Genomic DNA, 18,147 nt, shown 5'->3' with positions numbered 1-18,147 from the left:
CCGTCTTATTGCCCCCAGAAAGTTAGCTCACCAATGTGCATAAAGGTCGTCTTGTTCCAGGTTTCGTTTACCTTGATCCTGATATACCGTACCTTAGGTATACCCTTAGGGAAATTAAAGTCCTCACCTTTGTACATCAGCGCCAGATCTTCATCTGAGTTCTGTCCGACAGGCAAGCCCGAGGGTTTCACAGACTCCACATCCATTAATTTAGTCCATCCGTCCCAGCTGCCGTCCGGGTTTGGCGTACCGGCACTGCCCCAAATCTCAAAATACCGCGGATTACCATGCCCCCACTGTACGATCGCCACATCATTTCTCTGCTGGTAAAGGAACCGGCTCAGCTGAGTGGTCACCCCGAGGTCAAAAGTAAACCAGGTCGGCATACCGCTGTTTACCGCAGTGTAATAGATGTTCTGTGAACTGACAGTACCGTCCCACAGCTTCTCAATTTTGTTGTTGGAATTATAAGAAGTCATATTATCTGTTGGCAGCAAAAAAGCCCTGAAAGGTTTCGGTATCAGCCGTTCATACAAGGGAGTAAGCGTCCTGACCAGAGTGTCAGTATAATTACCCCACCTGTCCTGCACAAATACGCCAAACACTGTAGGCTTCGCTTCCAGCCCTCTTGCCGAAACACCGCCCGTTTCCTTTTCCGTATACAATACCTCATCCACCACCCATGCTCCGGCATTGTCCTTATGCATAATGGTAATCCCCAGATCGGCTTTGACCCTATTGCTATAGGTAGCCCATGCACCACCAAAATCATTTATAATGTCCAGGCTCTCAAAAGCCAGTGTTGCGGGTGGTGTAAGCGGGTTTACCATCACCGTAACCGGCTCCGAAAAAACTTCACTCCTGCTTACCGCATAGAGCTTAACTTCATGCGGCATGGTATCACCAAACCCTTCCAGCAACAAGGAATTATTAAAATGTGTAGCCTTGACATTCCGCTTTTTGCCCTGAGTTTCAAACTCCGCCGTCACATACATCAGTTCCGGATGTTTGGTCACATCATAAGTAAGTTTAGCAGCACCATTCAGGTTCTCCACTACCACATTGGTCACCCTTTCCGGCACCCAGGGATTTTTTTCAAAAGGAGTATGTTTCTCCTCCTGGCAGGAAATAAAAATCAGAACCAGACAGGACAACAGCAAATATTTTATATTTTTCATCTCTATATGTTTTAAGAAGTTCACTACCAGCCTGGATTTTGTACCAGGTTTCTGTTCACAAGCATATCACTCTCCTTTATCGGCCAGAAATAATCACGCGTTTTAAAAACCTGGTTAAATATAACCTTGGGCGTATAATATAAGCTGGCCTCACTCTGTCCCACATCCCATCCGTAAACCGGCTTGTTCATTTCCTCCACAGCTTTCTTCCATCGCCTCAGGTCCCAAAAACGGTGACCCTCAAAAGCCAGCTCAATAGTCCGCTCCTGATGGATAATTTCCCTGAGGCCATCCTTATTCTGATATTTATTCGCCGTCTTACTGCTGTTTTCCCAGGAATACTGCACCGTATTCAGCCCTGCCCGCTCCCGTATCAAATTCAGGTAATGGTAGACCTCCTCGCCAGGCCCGCTCCATTCATTCAGCGCTTCAGCATACAGCAAATACAGATCTGCAAGTCTGATGATCGGCCATGGATATTCTACCGACACAAAAGCCACCGTAGCAGAATAAGTACTCGCCGGATTGACCAGCTTCTGAGGCCAGTAACCAGTAATGGAATACCTGTTGCCTCCCGGAGGGCCTCCCGCGTACTGACCAAGTCTTGCATTTACATACCACATACTTGACTCTGTAAACTTGCCCTGCCCATACCAGGCCGAACCATCAAATGCCAGACTACCATAAAACCTGGCCTCCCGGTCAAAATGCAGCGTCGCGGTCTGGTAATTGGTCTGCATCAGGTTCTTTTCAGCTTCACCGGCGGTTTTAAGTCCGTACCTGCCAGCGTAGTCCCAGGAATTATCCTCATCAATAGGAACTCCATTTTTTGTGTAGAACAGCTCTGCCATTTTAAGCGTCGGGGACATCCCCTTTCCCACTACCGACGCATTGGCAATACCCGCATCGAGTCTGGCCTGGGCCTCTCTCTGTAAAGTACCGGTCGAACTCCGTGAGTCAGGCCAGATCATTTCGGGGTTGCCTCTAGCCGTCACGCTGCCCCGAACGCTCATCTTGGTATACGTCTCAGGAGAGATATTCTGAGGATTGGAACTTAAATTGTAAGTATACAATTTATAAGAAGCATTGTGACAAAAGTCGATCGCTTCCTTACAGGCTTTAGCAGCACGTTCCCACTTTGAAGCATCATAAGCCAAACTGAAAAGCTTTTTACCATCCTTATTCGCAAAATTGGCATAATCCGGATTTCCATTGTACAAAGGGCTTGCAGCAGTGACCAAAACCTCTGCTTTTAAAGCCAGCGCAATTGACTTGCTGATCCTTCCCAGCTCTGTGGTCACATCCTGAATACTCACCGGAAGCGCATCTTCTGCAGCAGCCTCATCCAACAATTCAACAATATAACCGACACACTCATCTACCGGTTCCCTGAACACCTGGACCTCATTCACATCAGCAGATATCGGCAAGTTCTGACGGACCAGCGGGATCGGGCCATACATCCGCATCAGGTAATAATGATAATAAGCCTTCAGCACCTTCACTTCCGCAATCCAGCGATCCTTTTCATACTTGTTCATATCCCTTACCCTCGATATGTTCTCCAAAAAGATATTACAGTCGCGGATCCCCCTCCAGAGCGAAGTGGTACCCGAAGCATCACTCCCGCTCCAGTAATTCATGAGCGGGCTCACAATACCCTGATTCCCTTTAGCAATACGGATCCCCGCATATGTATCATCATAGTGCCACATTTCATCCGAGCCATACAGGGCCGGATTTTCTGAGATCGACGCTGAACTCGGCATGTACGAATAGCATGTAAATAAATACTGCTCCGCATTTGCCCGCATTTTAAACGCATTATCGATAGTAGCCACGTTGTCCGGGACCACATCCAGGTATTTAGCACATGAACTCAGCAAGCTCAGCAACACTACAGACGCTATTAATAAATATTTCATAGTTATTATTGTTAAAATGACACTTGAATACCCAAATTATAAACCTTTTGGACCGGATAATCCAACCCCCGGCCCGCCTGCTCAATATCCCAGAGCTTAAAGGAAGACAAGCTGGCCAGATTAGTACCGTTCACATAAAATCTTACACTCTGGAGCAACAGTTTTCTCGCAAAGTTTTTTCGCAGCGTATATCCAAACTCAACCTGTTTCAGGCGCAGAAAAGAACCATCCCTCATGAACCAGGTACTCGTCTGGTTGTTATTGCTGTTTACCAGATTATCAAGCCTTGGCCACAACGCATAAGAGTTTCTGTTTTCTTCAGACCAATGGTCATCAGCATAAGCCTTGAGCAACTGATTTTGTCTGATAAAATCACTGGTCCCGCCTATAAAAGGCGCAGTCGCCGCCGGGTCTATCCAAAAAGACGAACGGGCAGATCCCTGCAGGAAAAAGGAAAGGTCAAAATCCCTGTATCCTCCCGACAATCCAAAACCATAAATGATTTCCGGAGTAGCCGGATAACCGACAGGCATTTTATCCAGCTCAGTGATCGTGCCATCACCATTAATATCCTTGTATTTGATATCCCCTGCCATCGCCGAACGTGTACCAAAAGTCTGGCGCGGCGAATTTGCCACTTCCGCCTCATCAATGAAAAGACGTTCCGCAATATATCCCCATTGCTGGGACAGCGGATGTCCCACACGTGATGAATAATCATTGGGATAGAGCGGTTCCTCATACACCTTGAATTTGCTGGTCGAGTATGTAAAGTTCCCCCTTGCACTCACCCAAAAAGCCGGAGTGAAATAATGGTTTCCATCCACAGAAATATCGACGCCATGGCTGTTGGCCTCACCTACATTAGCCTTGGAAGAAGCAGAAAGGCCCATCGTAGCTGGTATAGACGCACGCGTCATCAAAATATTGTACCGGTGTTCCGTAAAATAGTCAGCCAGAATCTCCACCTTATTTTTCAAAAAGCCCAGTTCCAGCCCCAGGTTCAGCTTTTTTGAAGTCTCCCAGGTGATGTCCCTGTTGTCATACCTCGACACCGTGATCCCGTTTCTACTGTACCCCCTGTCCTCTCCGAATATTCCGGACCTATTCGGATCGTTCATATTGACTTCCGAGAGGTAAAAGAACCTGTCCTGCGCACTGCCGATCTGGTCATTCCCAACCAGCCCGTAGGTAGCCCTTAGTTTTAGCTTCGACAAAGCAAAATCCGGTTTCCAGAATTTCTCATTAGACACCGTCCAAGCAACACCCGCCGAGGGGAAAAACCCAAACCTGTTGGTCTTGTAAAACCTTTCCGAACCATTATAGCCAAAATTGAACTCCGCCGCATAGCGGTTGTCATAAGCATAAGTAAACCGTCCGGACAAACCCGAATTGCGGTAAGGAAGCGATTCCTGGAGATTGCTGACATTGCCCACCAGGTTATTGCGCATGAGGTAGACCAGCAATCCGCCGATGGCATGTTTTTCACCAAAGATCCGGTTGTAATTTAAGATCGACTGCAGGTGGAACACAGAAGAAACCTCCTTAGAGCCGCCGCCCAAGCCTAAAAATTCGGTACCACCAAGCGGATTGATGACATTGATCGCGTATTCACCCGTCTTCCTGTCATAAGATCCCGGCAGCAACTGGTAATAGAACGGGTTATAATAACGGCTGATGTCAAAGTAAGACTGCCTGTTTGTACTTCCCATCGCCGACAAGCTCAGCCCTTTGGTGACCGAACTTAAATCCTGCTTAAACTCGATGGTCGCACTCATCGATGACCTCGAATAATCCTTATATCCCTTTACCATCTCTGCATAAGGATTGAGGTACCTGCCACTGTCATAATTTCCAAACAGCGTATGCTCTACCCCCATATGAGCCTCATCGACCGGGTAAAAAGCGGGAAACAGAACCGGGTTGGTCTGCATCACATTCTTATATACCCCTGTACCCCCGTTTATCGGGCCCGTATAGTCATCAAAAATACCGCTAAGGCGCACAATGATCTCACTGCTCGGCGTTACATTGATATTGGTATTGGACCGCAGCTGATACGTTTTGAGGTCAATATTATTGTTAAAATTGCTGTTCCCGTTTACCTTCAGCATGCCATTATCTTTCGCAAACGCACCGGCCACATAATACCTGGCGACTTTCCCACCGCCGCTGATATTGAGATGCGCACGCTGGTTCATCGTTGATTTCTTCAATATCTCCTCCTGCCAGTCCGTACTGGGATAAATAAACGAACCCGACCCTACGACGGTATTGTCAATCTTCTCCCTCGAATAGGGCCTGACTCCCAGAGGATCACGTGTAGCCACCGCCTCATTGTGCAGTTTCATATAAGTTACCGGATCAGCCAGTTCAAGGTCCTTAGTAGGGGTAGAAACTGTATTTTCAATACGGAAACTGATCTTGGCCTTCCCGTCTGATCCTTGCTTTGTCGTCACAAGTATGACCCCGTTGGCACCTCGGGCACCATACAAGGCAGTTGCAGACGCATCCTTCATAATGGAAAAACTGGCGATATCTTCAGTAGTCAGCCTTGCAAAATCCTCTTTACTCACCTCAAGATTATCAACAAGGATCAACGGATCTACCTTATATCCAAAGGAATTAACACCCCTGATGAAGAAATCCGCATTATCAGCACCCGGCTCTCCGCTTCGCTGATAGGCAATCACACCCGACAAGCGGCCCGCCAGCGCAGTCGTTAAATTACTCGAAGGGATCTTTAATTCAGAAGGCTTGATCGTGGTCATGGCACCAACAACTTCCGTTTTCTTTTGCTTGCCAAAGGCCACAACTACCACATCATCCAGCGAATTGTTTTCCTGTACCATCTTTATCGTCAGCAGTTCTTTAGCTTTGTCCACCGACACAGCGACTTCCTGAAGCTGATAGCCTACAAAAGAAACCACCAGTGTTACACCAGCATTGTCCAGGTCCAGCATAAACTCCCCTTCCGTGTTTGTACTCGTGGCAATTTTTGTCCCCTTGACTTTTATGACCGCCCCCGGGATCGGCCGGTCCGTTTCATCCAGTACCCTTCCCCTGATAATAGCCCGGGCATTAATGGCCTCATTTGTCTTTTCAACAGACAAATGCCGCATTTCAGCAGCATGTACCTGCATCAATCCCGGCAAAAAAAAGAAAATCAGGCCGGCCAGGATGAACTGTCGTTTGATATTCGAAATGGATTTCTCATCCGTCCCGGAAACAACGGGCGGATTAAAAGCACAAAATTTCATATTTGGTTTACTTTGGTTATATACTTGGTTAATCATTTATCCTTTCCGCAGGCAGGCCGTTCACACAAACTACAGGCAAAGGCCGGCAGGGGATTGTTCCTATTGTATCCGTTTATTACATAAAAGTTCTCCTCTCCAGCTGCTTCAACAAGGACAAAAAAGTCCCCGGGGGGATATTTGTATCCCCTGATTTTTTTGTATCATCAGCTCAATGTTATCTTTGGTTTATACCCGTTATTTCCTGTATTTTAAGATAGTCTTAAATATGGAACAATATTTTTTTTGGTTATCACTTATGCTAAAATATTGTACATCAGCATAAAATACAAACTTTAGAAATGTATATAGAGATTTTTACTATCACAAGCGTTTGCGCAAACGCTTGTGATAGTAAAACATTTTTCAATAAAACCAGGCCAACACCAGCACATCGCCTACAAAAAAACCGGGCATCAAGCCCGGCTTCCTACATTAACTATAAATGATGGTCTGTAAAACCTAAAAAAGACTTAAAATATTGATCGGAACCTACTTAATCTCAAAACTATAAGTCGCACCTTTCCAGGTCGCTTTATAATCCTTACCATTGTGATGGCCAGGAGTCTTGTCCATGTCACTTATTTCAACCACATACCGCCCTGCCCAAAGCGGGGTAAATTCGAACGCGCCGTTTGCGTCAGTGTAAAATTCTTTGGACCAGCCAACAGGCGAGAAAACAGTTACCACTTTTTTTGGAGCAGCAGCCGTTTGAAGGAAAGCGGTCATTTTGATGGCCTTTTTTGCCTTCAGTGAACTTACATCATCCAGGTGTAGTCTGAGCGCATTGTCATTCTGAGCTAACGCAGGTGCCACATTACCGACGCTGACACTTGCGCTGGAGAGGAAATGATACTTTGTGGTGCCGCCAAGCTCTTTAGCTTCATGACTAACCATCAGCGTATAAGAACCATTTTGATAGGGAGTAAAACTACCTTCAAAATAATTCAGTCCGGGGGATAAAGTCAGCTGCGTTTTTTTATTGTCCGGACCTACCAGCCAAAGGCTGAATTCCTTTACATCAGAATACCAGGTAGCGACACTGTCCCGGCCCAGATCCGCATATTCGCCATAAAAAACTTTTACCGGCTGTTTCTGGCCAACTTTTCCGGTTGCCGCCGTCTCAATCCACAATGCATGGGCGAAAATGCTGGTAGTTACGAAGCTGAGAAATAAAGTCAGCAATAAAAAGATCATTTTTTTCATGAGTTTGTATCTGTTTTTATTGGTAATGAAGCGACCACAACGGCCACTTTAAAATGATTTAATTATACGATCGGTCAATACGGGCGTTCGCAGCCAGCACAGGCTCCTGCTCTTTGGTAATTACCCCCGGCCTCGGCTTCACTGCAGGCTTGTCAGCGACCTCGTCCGCAGCGCCTGTTCCAGTATCATCCCCTTTTTTGCCTTTCTTTTTCTTAAACTTGCGGCCAAACCAGATCAGAAAGCCCGTAACCGGCAAACTCGCCCCGATCAGTGTCACTAAAAATGCCAGCACCTTCCCCGGAAAACCAAGGATACTGCCCACATGAATGTCATAGTTCATCTTGCGGAGCTTCTGCCCGAAAGAAGCATTGGCATAGGCCACCGAATACGCGTCTTCGCGCTTCAGTTCCTTCAGCGTATGCTGATCGAAAGTATAGCCCTCACTATTATAAAACTGACCCGCACTGGGGTAAACCGTAATGTTAATACTGGATTTAGCTTTCGAAATATCCGGGAAATTATAATAAAAACCCATTGATTCCGGGTGTTTACCGATGACCTTGTTCCAGGCCAGATCCATCGCCTGTTTTGGCGAATAATGCTTGCCTGCCTGCAGCGAATCTGACTCCAGGCGTTTATATTCCGCCAGCTTCTCCCCACCTGAAGTGACCCAGTATAAACCTTCGCTGTACCATTTGATGCCATAGACCATTCCCGTAAGGGCGATGGCCAGCAAAAACAGCAAAGAATAAAAGCCAAGCACATTGTGCAGGTCCAGGTTCACTCTTTTAAAAGAAGCGCCCCATTTGATCTTAAAACTTTTATCCCGCGTAGATTTATTCCATTTCTTCGGATACCACCAGATCAGCCCGGTGATGAGCAGCACCACAAAAACGAGCGTTCCATAATTTACAACAGGCCTTCCGATCTCCAAAGGCAACCATAAAAAGCGGTGACCATTCAGGATGAACCTGAAAAAATCAACCTCATCTTTCTGGCGTACTACCTTGCTGATCACCTCACCGGTGTACGGATTGATCTTCATTAAAGTGCCACCACCCCTTCTGCCCTCATCCGTTGGGCCTTTCAGCGTCAGGTTGATGGCCCGTCCCTGCTGATAATTAGCATAAGCAGGTACCTTATCCGGATAATTCTGGAAAGCGATTGCAGTCAGCTGAGATGGTGTAAGTACAGGTTTATCCTGTTTTTCTACCTTCGTCTCCGGCTCTAGCAGCCCTTCAATTTCATCGTGAAAAACCCAGATGCAGCCGGTCAGGCAAACGATCAGAACAATGATCCCCGAACTAAGCCCCAGCCACAAGTGCAGCCATTTATTGATCCTGTTGAAAAGAGGACCCCTGCCCTTTTTCTTTACAGCCGTTTGCCTGTTTACAGTAACCATTGTCCTGATGAGTTAATTTTTAAGCATTAATTATTTAAACCTGTACGTCAGGGAAACCCTTGCGTTTCTAGGCACTTCGTAGATATAAGTATAGTAAGACACAGAAGTCGCAGTAGCCTTAGCACCCAGATCTGTGAAAGAACCCTGGGTCAGCAGCCTGCGGTCAAGCAGATTGTTCACCAAAACAGAAAGTCCGAATTTGCCTCTTTCATAAGAAGCACCCGCATCAAAACGGTAGTAGGCCGGCAATTGCAGCGGAAGCGCAATCGTTCCTGAGTTTCTGCCCAGCTGCACCTGATAACCGCCAGTCAGGCCGAAACCATTCAGCAATGAACCTTGCTTTCTGTAACGGTAAGACAACCAGCCATTGGTGATGTGTTTCACAGAACCCGGAACAGGTTTGTTCACATACAGCGGATTGTTGTCTTCAGTCACCTTAGCATGGGTATAAGCGTAGTTGAGCACCACGTTCAGACCATTCACGATTTCTCCGGAGATGTCCAGCTCCACACCCCTGAACTGCTGCTCACCAGTCTGGACACGGATGTTTGTCGGATAATAAGTAGCGGGAGGGCCGGCTGACAGCTCCAGTCCAGCCCTTGGATCTGCAGTAAGTACGTTTTCTTTAGTGATCTGATAAACGGCAGCAGTTGCATTCCATTTGCTGTCAAAGAAGTCTTTTTTCAGACCAAACTCCATATTATTTCCCCTGACAGGCTTGAAGTTGTTGCCCTCATAATCCTGTCCCGCAGTAGGCAGGAAGCTCTGGTCATAAAGCGTATAGGCAGAGAAATCTTTCAGGATAGAATAGCTCAACCCCACACGCGGGCTGAAAGCATTGTCAGAAACCTGGGCCAGATTGGTTCTTCCTACAGTAACTGCATGCGTATAACGTCCGGCAAGGGTCAGGCGCAGCTTTTCTTCCAGCATCCTGATCTCATCCTGAACATAAACACCCGTATAAGTCAGGTTGGTTAGATAAGAAAGGTTAGCAGGAATTGCAGACCGGATCTGAATACTTTTTGAACGGTCAAAAACCGGGATATTCGCCAATGAACCATAAGTCGGGTTATAGATATTGAAAGTAGCATTACCGACCAGTTGCAGGTCAGGCTGTTGCACACTCGCAAAATCCCCCCATGTTTTCAGGTTCCCGAAATCAACACCCGTCATGATCCGGTGTACCACATCTCCAGTACGCGCATCGCCCATTATGCTCAGCTGCGCATTTTTATTGATCGCCAGCTCCTCGCTGATGTTCACATTACGTCTCATGTCCCCATTAGGCGCAAGCGTGGTCATCCAGGGCGTACCACCGGCCAGACCATACTTTACATAAGCAACCTGACCATTTATTTTCCAGTTGTTGTCCAGTTTGTGATTGAAGTACAAAGTTGCATTGTGGTCATACAATTTCGCAGGATCAAGTGTAGGATCTCCAAGGAAAAAACTCGGGTCAGTATCGCCCAGTCCCTTAGGAGAAAAACCGTAAGTACCCAAAGCCTGCGCTTCCACATGCTGTGTCGTATATTCAGCAGTGATCAAAGTATTGGAATCGATCTGATAGCTGATCACCGGGGCAATCACATATTTATCTGTATAGTTGTATTTATTGTAGCTGCCCTTGGTCTGTGCGGCAGCGTTGAAACGGAACAGCAAACGACCGTCTTTAGACAGTTTACCGTCGATATCTACAGCAGCCCGGCCCAGGCCAAAACCGCCACCACTCAAAGTAGCAGAACTGCGGTTCTCACCTGTAGGCTTCTTAGTTACAATATTATAAATACCCCCAGGCTCGCCATTGGCCATTATAAAACCAGAAGGGCCTTTTACAAACTCCACGCGCTCAATGGTTGCTGCATCCTCAGTCAGCGGGCCCCAGGGCATCTTCATGTTCATCCCGTTTCGGAATGCAGGAATAGAAGTACCCCGGGTAGAGATGTTGGCATACTGCGCATCCCAGTGACCGGTGCGGGTCGTACCCGATACGTTACGGGTGACCCCGTCCACAATATCAAATACCATCTGGTCCGCGATCAGCTGGCCTGTCACTACCTTAATGTTCTGGGGCACCTCGATCAGCGGGGATTGCAAACGCAGCGAAGGCGAAACTTTGTCTGCCTTATATTTCTTTTTATAGGCTTTGACATTTACTGCATCCAGTTGTGAAGCGTTCTCATTCAAAGAAAAATCTGCTACAACAGTTCCCCTGCCAATTACCCGGACTTCCTTTTCTTTTGGATAAAGACCTACTGCCGATACCACGATGGTATAATCGCCGGCAGGTACCCTGCGGATCTGGTACTGCCCATCTTCATCAGTGACAGCGCCAAGTGAAGTTCCTTTTAAGACAACCGATACATACGGCGCCACACTGCCATCTGCAGTAGTGATCCGGCCCTTAATGCTGCCGGATTTCTGCTCGTCTTCTGGATCTGTCAATCGTTTTTGCACAACGAATGGCGCCGCACTGCCGTTTTTTTTCAGAGTCGTTTGATCAGTTGAATGATGTTGGGACGATTCATCCAATGCGCCGTTTGGCGTCGTTTGGGCATTTGTAACAAATACGCAGGCACATAGTATGCCCAATGGCAAAAATTTCTTAATTTGCATGACTTTTAACTACGATTAAAGGTGAGCCGGCTTCGCCGGTTTTTGCCACACGGGTCCGAACCGTGTGGCTTTTTATTTCACCACAAATATAGAACTATTTAGATCAAGTCCAAATAAGAACATAAAACATTTATATTTTCCCGGTATAGTGCAGATCAGATGCTGAACTCAAGGCATTCTGCTTTTACTCAGAATAACCATAAAGCCATGTCACAACCGGATCCCAACCAAGGTCGAAACGCTTCAGGCCCTTTCAACCCCGGGTGAATCCCGAATGTAATATGGGTGTGACCCCTTTGTGAGGTAAGCCTATCTTAAGCTAAGGGCTAAATGAACTGGGGGGAATTACTTAAACCTGATGGCTTTGAGCGGACTGATCTTACTGACGAGCATGGAAGGGATGATGAGTACCAGGAAACAGATGACCACAGTAGCTATATTTAAAAGCAGCACATCCAGGAAATGAATTTCTATGGGCACATAAGAAAGATAATAAGATGACTGGTCCAGCTTAAATACATGGGTATATTGCTGGATAAAACCAAGACCCAGGCCGAGTATATTGCCCAGCAGCAGGCCGATGCCGACCAGGTAAATGGCGTTGTACAGAAAAATCTTCATGATGCTCACATCGGTCATACCCATAGATTTGAGCAGGCCGATCATATTGGTACGTTCCAGGATCATAATGAGCAATGCTGTGATCATGTTGATAACCCCCACTACCATCATCAGTACCAGCAGGACAGTCGTATTGACATCAAGGAGAGACAGCCAGGTAAATATAGCTGGAAAATATTCCTGTACAGATTCAGATTTGAGCTTGATCTCCAGGCCCTTGTAAATGTCGGCAGAGGTTTGCTTCAGCCTGGAAAAATCTTTGATCCTGATCTCTATTCCCCCTATTTCATCGGCCTTCCAGTTGTTCAGCCTCCGGATCAGGTTGAGGTCGCCGATGACAAAGTTTTTGTCGATCTCTTCTACTCCGATATTATAGATACCGACAATTTTAAAAGGCCGTTTACGCGGCGGGTCCTGTACGAAATACATGATGAAGTTGTCGCCGATCTTCAGGTTCATCCGGCTGGCCGTAAACTGCGAGATCATGATCTGCCGCGTGGCTTTGGTACTATCGCTAAAGTCAATGACCGTACCACTCACCAGGTGCTTGCGGATGTAATCCCAGTTGAAGGTTTTATCTATGCCCTTAAAGTTGATCCCTTCTACTTCATTGTTGGCTGAAATAATGGCCGGCTTGGTGGCGTATGGCTGGAAATATTCTACTTCCGGGTTCTTTTTCAGATTATTGATGGTCTCCGGCGCAGGAACAAAAGGAGAAAGTTCAAATGAATTGTTGAGGTCAAACTTGAAGATCCGCACATCACCGATATATCCCCTCACCTTTTCCTGGATCTCAGTCTTGAAACCCTTAATGATCGCTACAGAAAGCATCATCACGGCCAGACTGAGCATCACTCCTGCTATAGCGATGCGGACAATGAGTTTGGAAAATGTACGTTCTGACTTGAGCGCAATGCGCCCTGCTATGAAATATTCTGTATTCAATCTTATGCGCCGTTAAGTTGTTCAAAAGTGACAGGGCAAAAATGCAAATAAAATTTTGATTCCGGGCTTATCCTATTTGATCCGAGGCTTATCTTCTTTACGCTAGCGGGGAGCAGAAAAATCACCTTCTCAGAGAAGACATAGGACTCTGTGCGCTTTTTCAGCGCGCTAGGTCCAGTCTTCGAAGAGAACGGTTATTTTTTCCTGCTCCAAGCGGTTAAAAACAAATTGCCCCCTAGCCATAAAAAAGAGATCTCTTGTTATAGTTGAACAAGAGATCTCTCCTATCGTCGAGATGACGGAAACTTCTTACTTAATCGTCAGTAAATACTGCACCACATTCGCCAGGTCTTTCTCGCTCAGCTGCAGGCCTGATGGCTCCGGCATGATCGAGGTAGAGAACTGCTTGCGCGAGGCAATGTCTGATGCTTTGATGTTGTACTTCTCACCAGCCATGCCTTTGAGCACTACCGTCTGTCCATCAGCCTGTAAGAACCCGGAAACCGTAGTTCCGTCTTTTTTGGTGATCAGCCAGGACTCATAACCAAAGGCCATACCAGCACTCGGATTGATGATGGCATCAAGTAAGCCATTTTTTTCAAACTTCTTGCCGATCAGGGTCAGTTCAGGGCCAATGTTTGCACCTTCATTGCCCACTTTATGACAAGTGGTACATTTGTTCTGGAACACCAGGCGGCCTGCTTTTGCATCACCGGTCAGCTTAGCAATTTTAGGAATGGAAAGTACAGTCGTCACACCTGGTTTTTTGAAATAATCGCTGGCCAGCACACGCACGGTCTGTTCAGGATTGCTGAAGATCACGGTACTGATCTCATCAGTCAGTTCTTTGGACAGTTTTTTATCGACCGCCATACCAATCAGCATCTCTCCGCCGATCTTATCTTTGGCCATTGCTTTGGCAGCTTCTATTTTATCTTTCTGTGAGGTCGCGCTGTTTTCGAGCTTCTGCTTCAGTGCCAGCATTTTCTTTTGTGCTGCTACGTTTACCGATGAGGCGGCTTCAGGAATTGTGATTTTATAATCGGCCCACTCATTGCCCTGACGGTAACGCAGCCACCAAAGAGCCTGTTCTTTTACTGAGGCATCTGCATTGGTCATCAGTTCCTGCATGGCATCGGCTGCCTGCTGGTCTTTGACAAAGCCAATAGCTACAACGGCCTGTTTGCGCTGCTCAGCAGAAAGCTGGCTGGATGCGGCACGCTGCTTCAATGCAGGTAAAGCTGCTTTTGGATGCAGGCGCCATACGATGCCGCTGAATGCTGGGCTCCATTTTAACGGATCGCCGCCGAGTTTGGTGTTCAAAACAGGGTAAAGTGCTTCTTCTTTGCCCATTGCTGCCTGACCTAAGGCTTCCAGGTAATAACGGTCTTTGCCATCATATTGTTCTGCCAGGGCAGTGATGATGCTTTGGGTTTTATCCAATGGCACGTCGCGCAATGCTACGGCCACTTCACGGCGTACTGCCGCGGATGGATCTTTGCTGAGCTGATCAGCATAAGGAATAATATCTGGTTTTGCTTCTCTTAAAGCACGGAATGCGGCGATGCGCAGGTTTGGATCGTTGTCTTTAAGCAGGCTTTCTACAGTGCTAACGCCCTCAGGCCCCATATTGGAAAGCAGCCAGATGGCTCTTGCTCTGTGGTAAGGGTTGGTGGCAGTCAAAAGTTTTTTAACGTCTTTTATAGCTTTGCTGCCTTGTGCTACAAGCAGTACAAAGCCGGAGTTGCGCACATTGATCGCCGGGCTCAACAAGGCTTCTATCTGTCCTTTTGTAGTTTTCAGGCTCAGTTTAGGGCTGGTCAGCTTTTTGCCTTTTGGTACGATGCGGTAGATACGGCCTGTGCCTGTTGTATCTGTCATCCGGTGGCCACCGACCATACTGTCGTACCAGTCAGCGACATAGATCGCTCCGTCTGTGCCTATGGCTACGTCACTCGGGCGGAACCATTTGGTTTTTTCATCCTGACCTACCGAGCTTTTCGCTACGGCTACTTCGTCATCAGACAGAGAAGTGATCAGGTTCTGACGGTTCAGGTCATATCCGGCTCCATTGACTCCGGGTTTGTAGGCAAATACGACGTTACGTCCGGCATCGCAGGCCAGCAGCATACCGCGGTATTTCTCGCCAAGTGCATCGCCTTCATTGAAGGCTACTCCTGTTGGTGAGCCTGCGCCGGTATTGTCTCCGTAAGGGAGTACTCCCGGATCTTCCTGGTGCCAGTGTGCCGCAGGGGTACTCATGCCTGGACGACGGTCATTTTCCCATCTGCGGGTACCGTCTGCACTGGCATAGCCCATATTGGCGCCTTCCATCAGCCAGGAAACGCGGACGCCTTTATTTCCGTCGTCGTCATTGTCGTTCTGCCACATGTTGCCGTAAGAATCCATGGTAAATTCATAGGAGTTACGGAAGTTATGGCCCAGTACTTTCAGTCCGGTTCCGTCCGGGTTTACGCGCATGGCTATTCCTCCTACCCAGACTTTTCCGTCGTCACTGACCAGGCCACCTTTGTTGGTATTGTTGTAAGGAGACCCGCCGTTATAGTTACTTCCGGAGCGCAAATGCCAGCCGGCTTTGTCGGTTACAATATGGGGTCCGGCGTTGCCTGCATTGAAATAATATTTACCGTCCGGACCGGCAAAAACTGCATGTAAACTGTGGTCATGGTCCAGACCGCCAAATCCTGTCAGGAATACTTCTTTTTTATCTGGTTTGTCATCGCCGTTTTCGTCTGTATAAACGATCAGTGAAGGGGCACAGGATACGATCACTTTGTTGCCGATCACAGAGATGCCAAGCGGTGCGACAAGATCCTTGTCCTGTACGAATATTTTGGAGGTTTCGGCCACGCCGTCGCCGTCTTTGTCTTCGAGGATCACTACCCGGTCACCTTCTGCCCTGTCTTTGAAATGAGGTGCTTTGTTGTTGTATTTTCTATAATTTACAGCCTCTGTTACCCAAAGACGTCCTTTGATGTCTACGTCGATATTGGTGGGGTTATAAAATTTTGGGGATTCTGCCCAAAGGGTGCCTTCCAGGTCATCCGGAAGAAACAGCTGGGTCTCATCTGAAAGGTATTTGTCAGGGACTTTCAGGTCGAGGTTTTTTTTCAGGGTATAGCCTGAAATTACTGCAACCGCTGCAGCAATAGCAATGATTTTGATCTTCATGGTTATCATTTGGTTTTGTCAGCCCAATATAATAAACTTTGCTTGAAATTTTTACCTTTATAGTGTACATGATACACAATGATAAGAACTTACCTATAATGACAAATTCTTTAACTCAGATTTTCAGTATTACGCTGCTGGTACTTGGGCTTAATGCCTGTGGCTCTCCTAAATTCAAGTTTAATCCTGGTGTTCCTGATCCTTATAAGGTCAAAGCGGAGGACATTGACAAGCCGAAAAAACTGCTCACCGGAGCTGAGCAGACGGGGCTTTATGTTCCTTATCTGAAAGGGAAACGGGTTGGTATGGTGGTCAATCCTACGTCGGTCATCGGCAGGGAGACAACTGTAGACAGCTTACTAAAACTGGGGGTGAAAATTGTAAAGATCTTCGGACCTGAGCATGGTTTTCGCGGCAACGCCAGTGCGGGTGTGCATGTGAGTGATGATGTGGATGCAAAAACCGGTATCAAGGCGATCTCGTTGTATGGCAAGCACTCGACGCCTACCAAAGAGGATCTTGCTGATGTCGATATTATGATCTTTGACATCCAGGATGTTGGCGTCCGTTTTTATACCTATATCAATACTTTACAGCGTGTAATGGAGGCTTGTGCGGAGCACAACAAGGAACTTTTGATCCTCGACAGGCCGAATCCGAACGGTTTTTATATTGACGGGCCGATACTAGAGCCTCAGCACAAGTCGGGAATTGGTCTGAAGCCTATTCCTATTGTTCATGGATTGACAGTAGGTGAATATGCGCAGATGCTGAACGGCGAGGGCTGGCTGGACAATAAGCTGAGGTGTAAGATCAGGGTGATCAGGGTGGCAAATTATACACACGATATGCCGTATGTGCTTCCGGTAAAGCCATCTCCGAACCTGAATACGGCGCAGTCGATCTTGCTTTACCCAACCACCTGCCTGTTTGAGGGGACTTATCTGAACCATGGCCGGGGAACGCAGTTTCCTTTTACTGTAGTGGGTGCGCCTTACCTGAAGGGTAAATATGATTTTTCTTATACGCCGGTGAGCATTAAGGGAATGTCGGAGACGCCTTTGTTTATGAACCAAGTCTGTTATGGGCTAGACCTGAGAAATTATGATACTTCTATTTTTAGAAAAACTAAACAGATCAATCTGGGCTGGATCATTGAATTGTACAAAGCTGCACCGAATAAAGCTGATTTTTTTAATTCGAAACTGAGCAAGGAAATGGGTACGATCGAGAAACTGGTCGGGACCTCTGCTTTTCGCCAGCAGATTATTGATGGTAAGTCCGAAAAGGAAATCAGGGCAAGCTGGGAGCCGGGCCTGAGCAGTTATAAAACAATGCGCAAGAAGTATTTGTTGTATCCTTAGTGAGGACGGCGGGAGAGGATGATGGTAATGATCGCAGGCCCGTCATCTCGACGATAGGAGAGATCTCCTGGTTAAGCATAATTCAAGAGATCCCTCGGTTCCTCGGGATGACGACCGTGTTAATACCTGGATGACGACCGTGTTAATATCGGGATGACGACCGCTTATTTTAAACAACCAATAAATATGAACAGCGAACCAAAAAAGAAAAATGACAAACCCAGCAGCAACTTTAGGGAAGAAGTTCCAAAAGGAAAGGTATCCGCTGGTGATAAGGCTGTTAAAAAACCTGAAGATATGGATTATGACAGGAAAGAGCCTCATTTTAAAAATCCGGCCAAACAACGGGAACAGGGTGAGCAGCCTGTGCACCCTATAAAAAAGGCACCAAAAATTTAAGCATGC

Annotated in this window: 10 protein-coding genes; 2 read left to right on the top strand and 8 right to left on the bottom strand. The window is 47.0% G+C overall.

All coding sequences use genetic code 11. From position 1 onward, the window contains the following. Nucleotides 1-5 precede the first annotated feature (5 nt). The 8 genes from QEP08_RS07620 to QEP08_RS07585 all read right to left on the bottom strand — a co-directional run bounded on the left by QEP08_RS07620 (nucleotide 6) and on the right by QEP08_RS07585 (nucleotide 16,378). Entirely contained in the window at nucleotides 6-1,178 is a 1,173-nt protein-coding gene (locus QEP08_RS07620) for a DUF5000 domain-containing lipoprotein (protein WP_285057035.1), read from the bottom strand. A 23-nt stretch (nucleotides 1,179-1,201) separates the two neighbouring features. Next, entirely contained in the window at nucleotides 1,202-3,103 is a 1,902-nt protein-coding gene (locus QEP08_RS07615; RefSeq protein WP_285057033.1) for a RagB/SusD family nutrient uptake outer membrane protein, read from the bottom strand. A gap of 11 nt (nucleotides 3,104-3,114) precedes the next feature. Beyond that, entirely contained in the window at nucleotides 3,115-6,363 is a 3,249-nt protein-coding gene (locus QEP08_RS07610) for a SusC/RagA family TonB-linked outer membrane protein (RefSeq protein ID WP_285057031.1), read from the bottom strand. Between the two features lie 528 nt (nucleotides 6,364-6,891). Then, nucleotides 6,892-7,605 (bottom strand): DUF4198 domain-containing protein, encoded by a 714-nt coding sequence (locus QEP08_RS07605; RefSeq protein WP_285057030.1) that lies wholly within the window; start codon nucleotides 7,603-7,605, stop codon nucleotides 6,892-6,894. Nucleotides 7,606-7,663: 58 nt separating this feature from the next. Beyond that, complete coding sequence (locus QEP08_RS07600) at nucleotides 7,664-9,007, bottom strand: PepSY-associated TM helix domain-containing protein (RefSeq protein WP_285057029.1); 1,344 nt, start codon at nucleotides 9,005-9,007, stop codon at nucleotides 7,664-7,666. A 30-nt stretch (nucleotides 9,008-9,037) separates the two neighbouring features. Continuing rightward, a complete protein-coding gene (locus QEP08_RS07595) occupies nucleotides 9,038-11,620 on the bottom strand; it encodes a TonB-dependent receptor (RefSeq protein ID WP_285057027.1) in 2,583 nt (860 codons plus the stop codon). A gap of 345 nt (nucleotides 11,621-11,965) precedes the next feature. Next, nucleotides 11,966-13,186 carry an ABC transporter permease gene (locus QEP08_RS07590; protein ID WP_285057026.1) on the bottom strand — a complete coding sequence of 407 codons (1,221 nt, stop codon included), beginning with the start codon at nucleotides 13,184-13,186 and terminating at the stop codon, nucleotides 11,966-11,968. Nucleotides 13,187-13,495: 309 nt separating this feature from the next. Further along, nucleotides 13,496-16,378, bottom strand: coding sequence for a PVC-type heme-binding CxxCH protein (locus tag QEP08_RS07585; protein WP_285057024.1), 2,883 nt, complete (start codon nucleotides 16,376-16,378; stop codon nucleotides 13,496-13,498). Between the two features lie 98 nt (nucleotides 16,379-16,476). Between QEP08_RS07585 and QEP08_RS07580 the strand changes: the two genes are divergently transcribed. Continuing rightward, complete coding sequence (locus QEP08_RS07580) at nucleotides 16,477-17,742, top strand: exo-beta-N-acetylmuramidase NamZ family protein (RefSeq protein ID WP_285057022.1); 1,266 nt, start codon at nucleotides 16,477-16,479, stop codon at nucleotides 17,740-17,742. Between the two features lie 186 nt (nucleotides 17,743-17,928). Further along, a complete protein-coding gene (locus QEP08_RS07575) occupies nucleotides 17,929-18,141 on the top strand; it encodes a hypothetical protein (RefSeq protein ID WP_285057020.1) in 213 nt (70 codons plus the stop codon). Nucleotides 18,142-18,147 lie beyond the last annotated feature (6 nt).

It is taken from the genome of Pedobacter ginsengisoli (assembly GCF_030244015.1).
Taxonomy (GTDB): Bacteria; Bacteroidota; Bacteroidia; order Sphingobacteriales; family Sphingobacteriaceae; genus Pedobacter; species Pedobacter ginsengisoli.
Note: the sequence above shows the minus strand (reverse complement) of the source record. Positions and strands in the feature narration are given on the sequence as shown.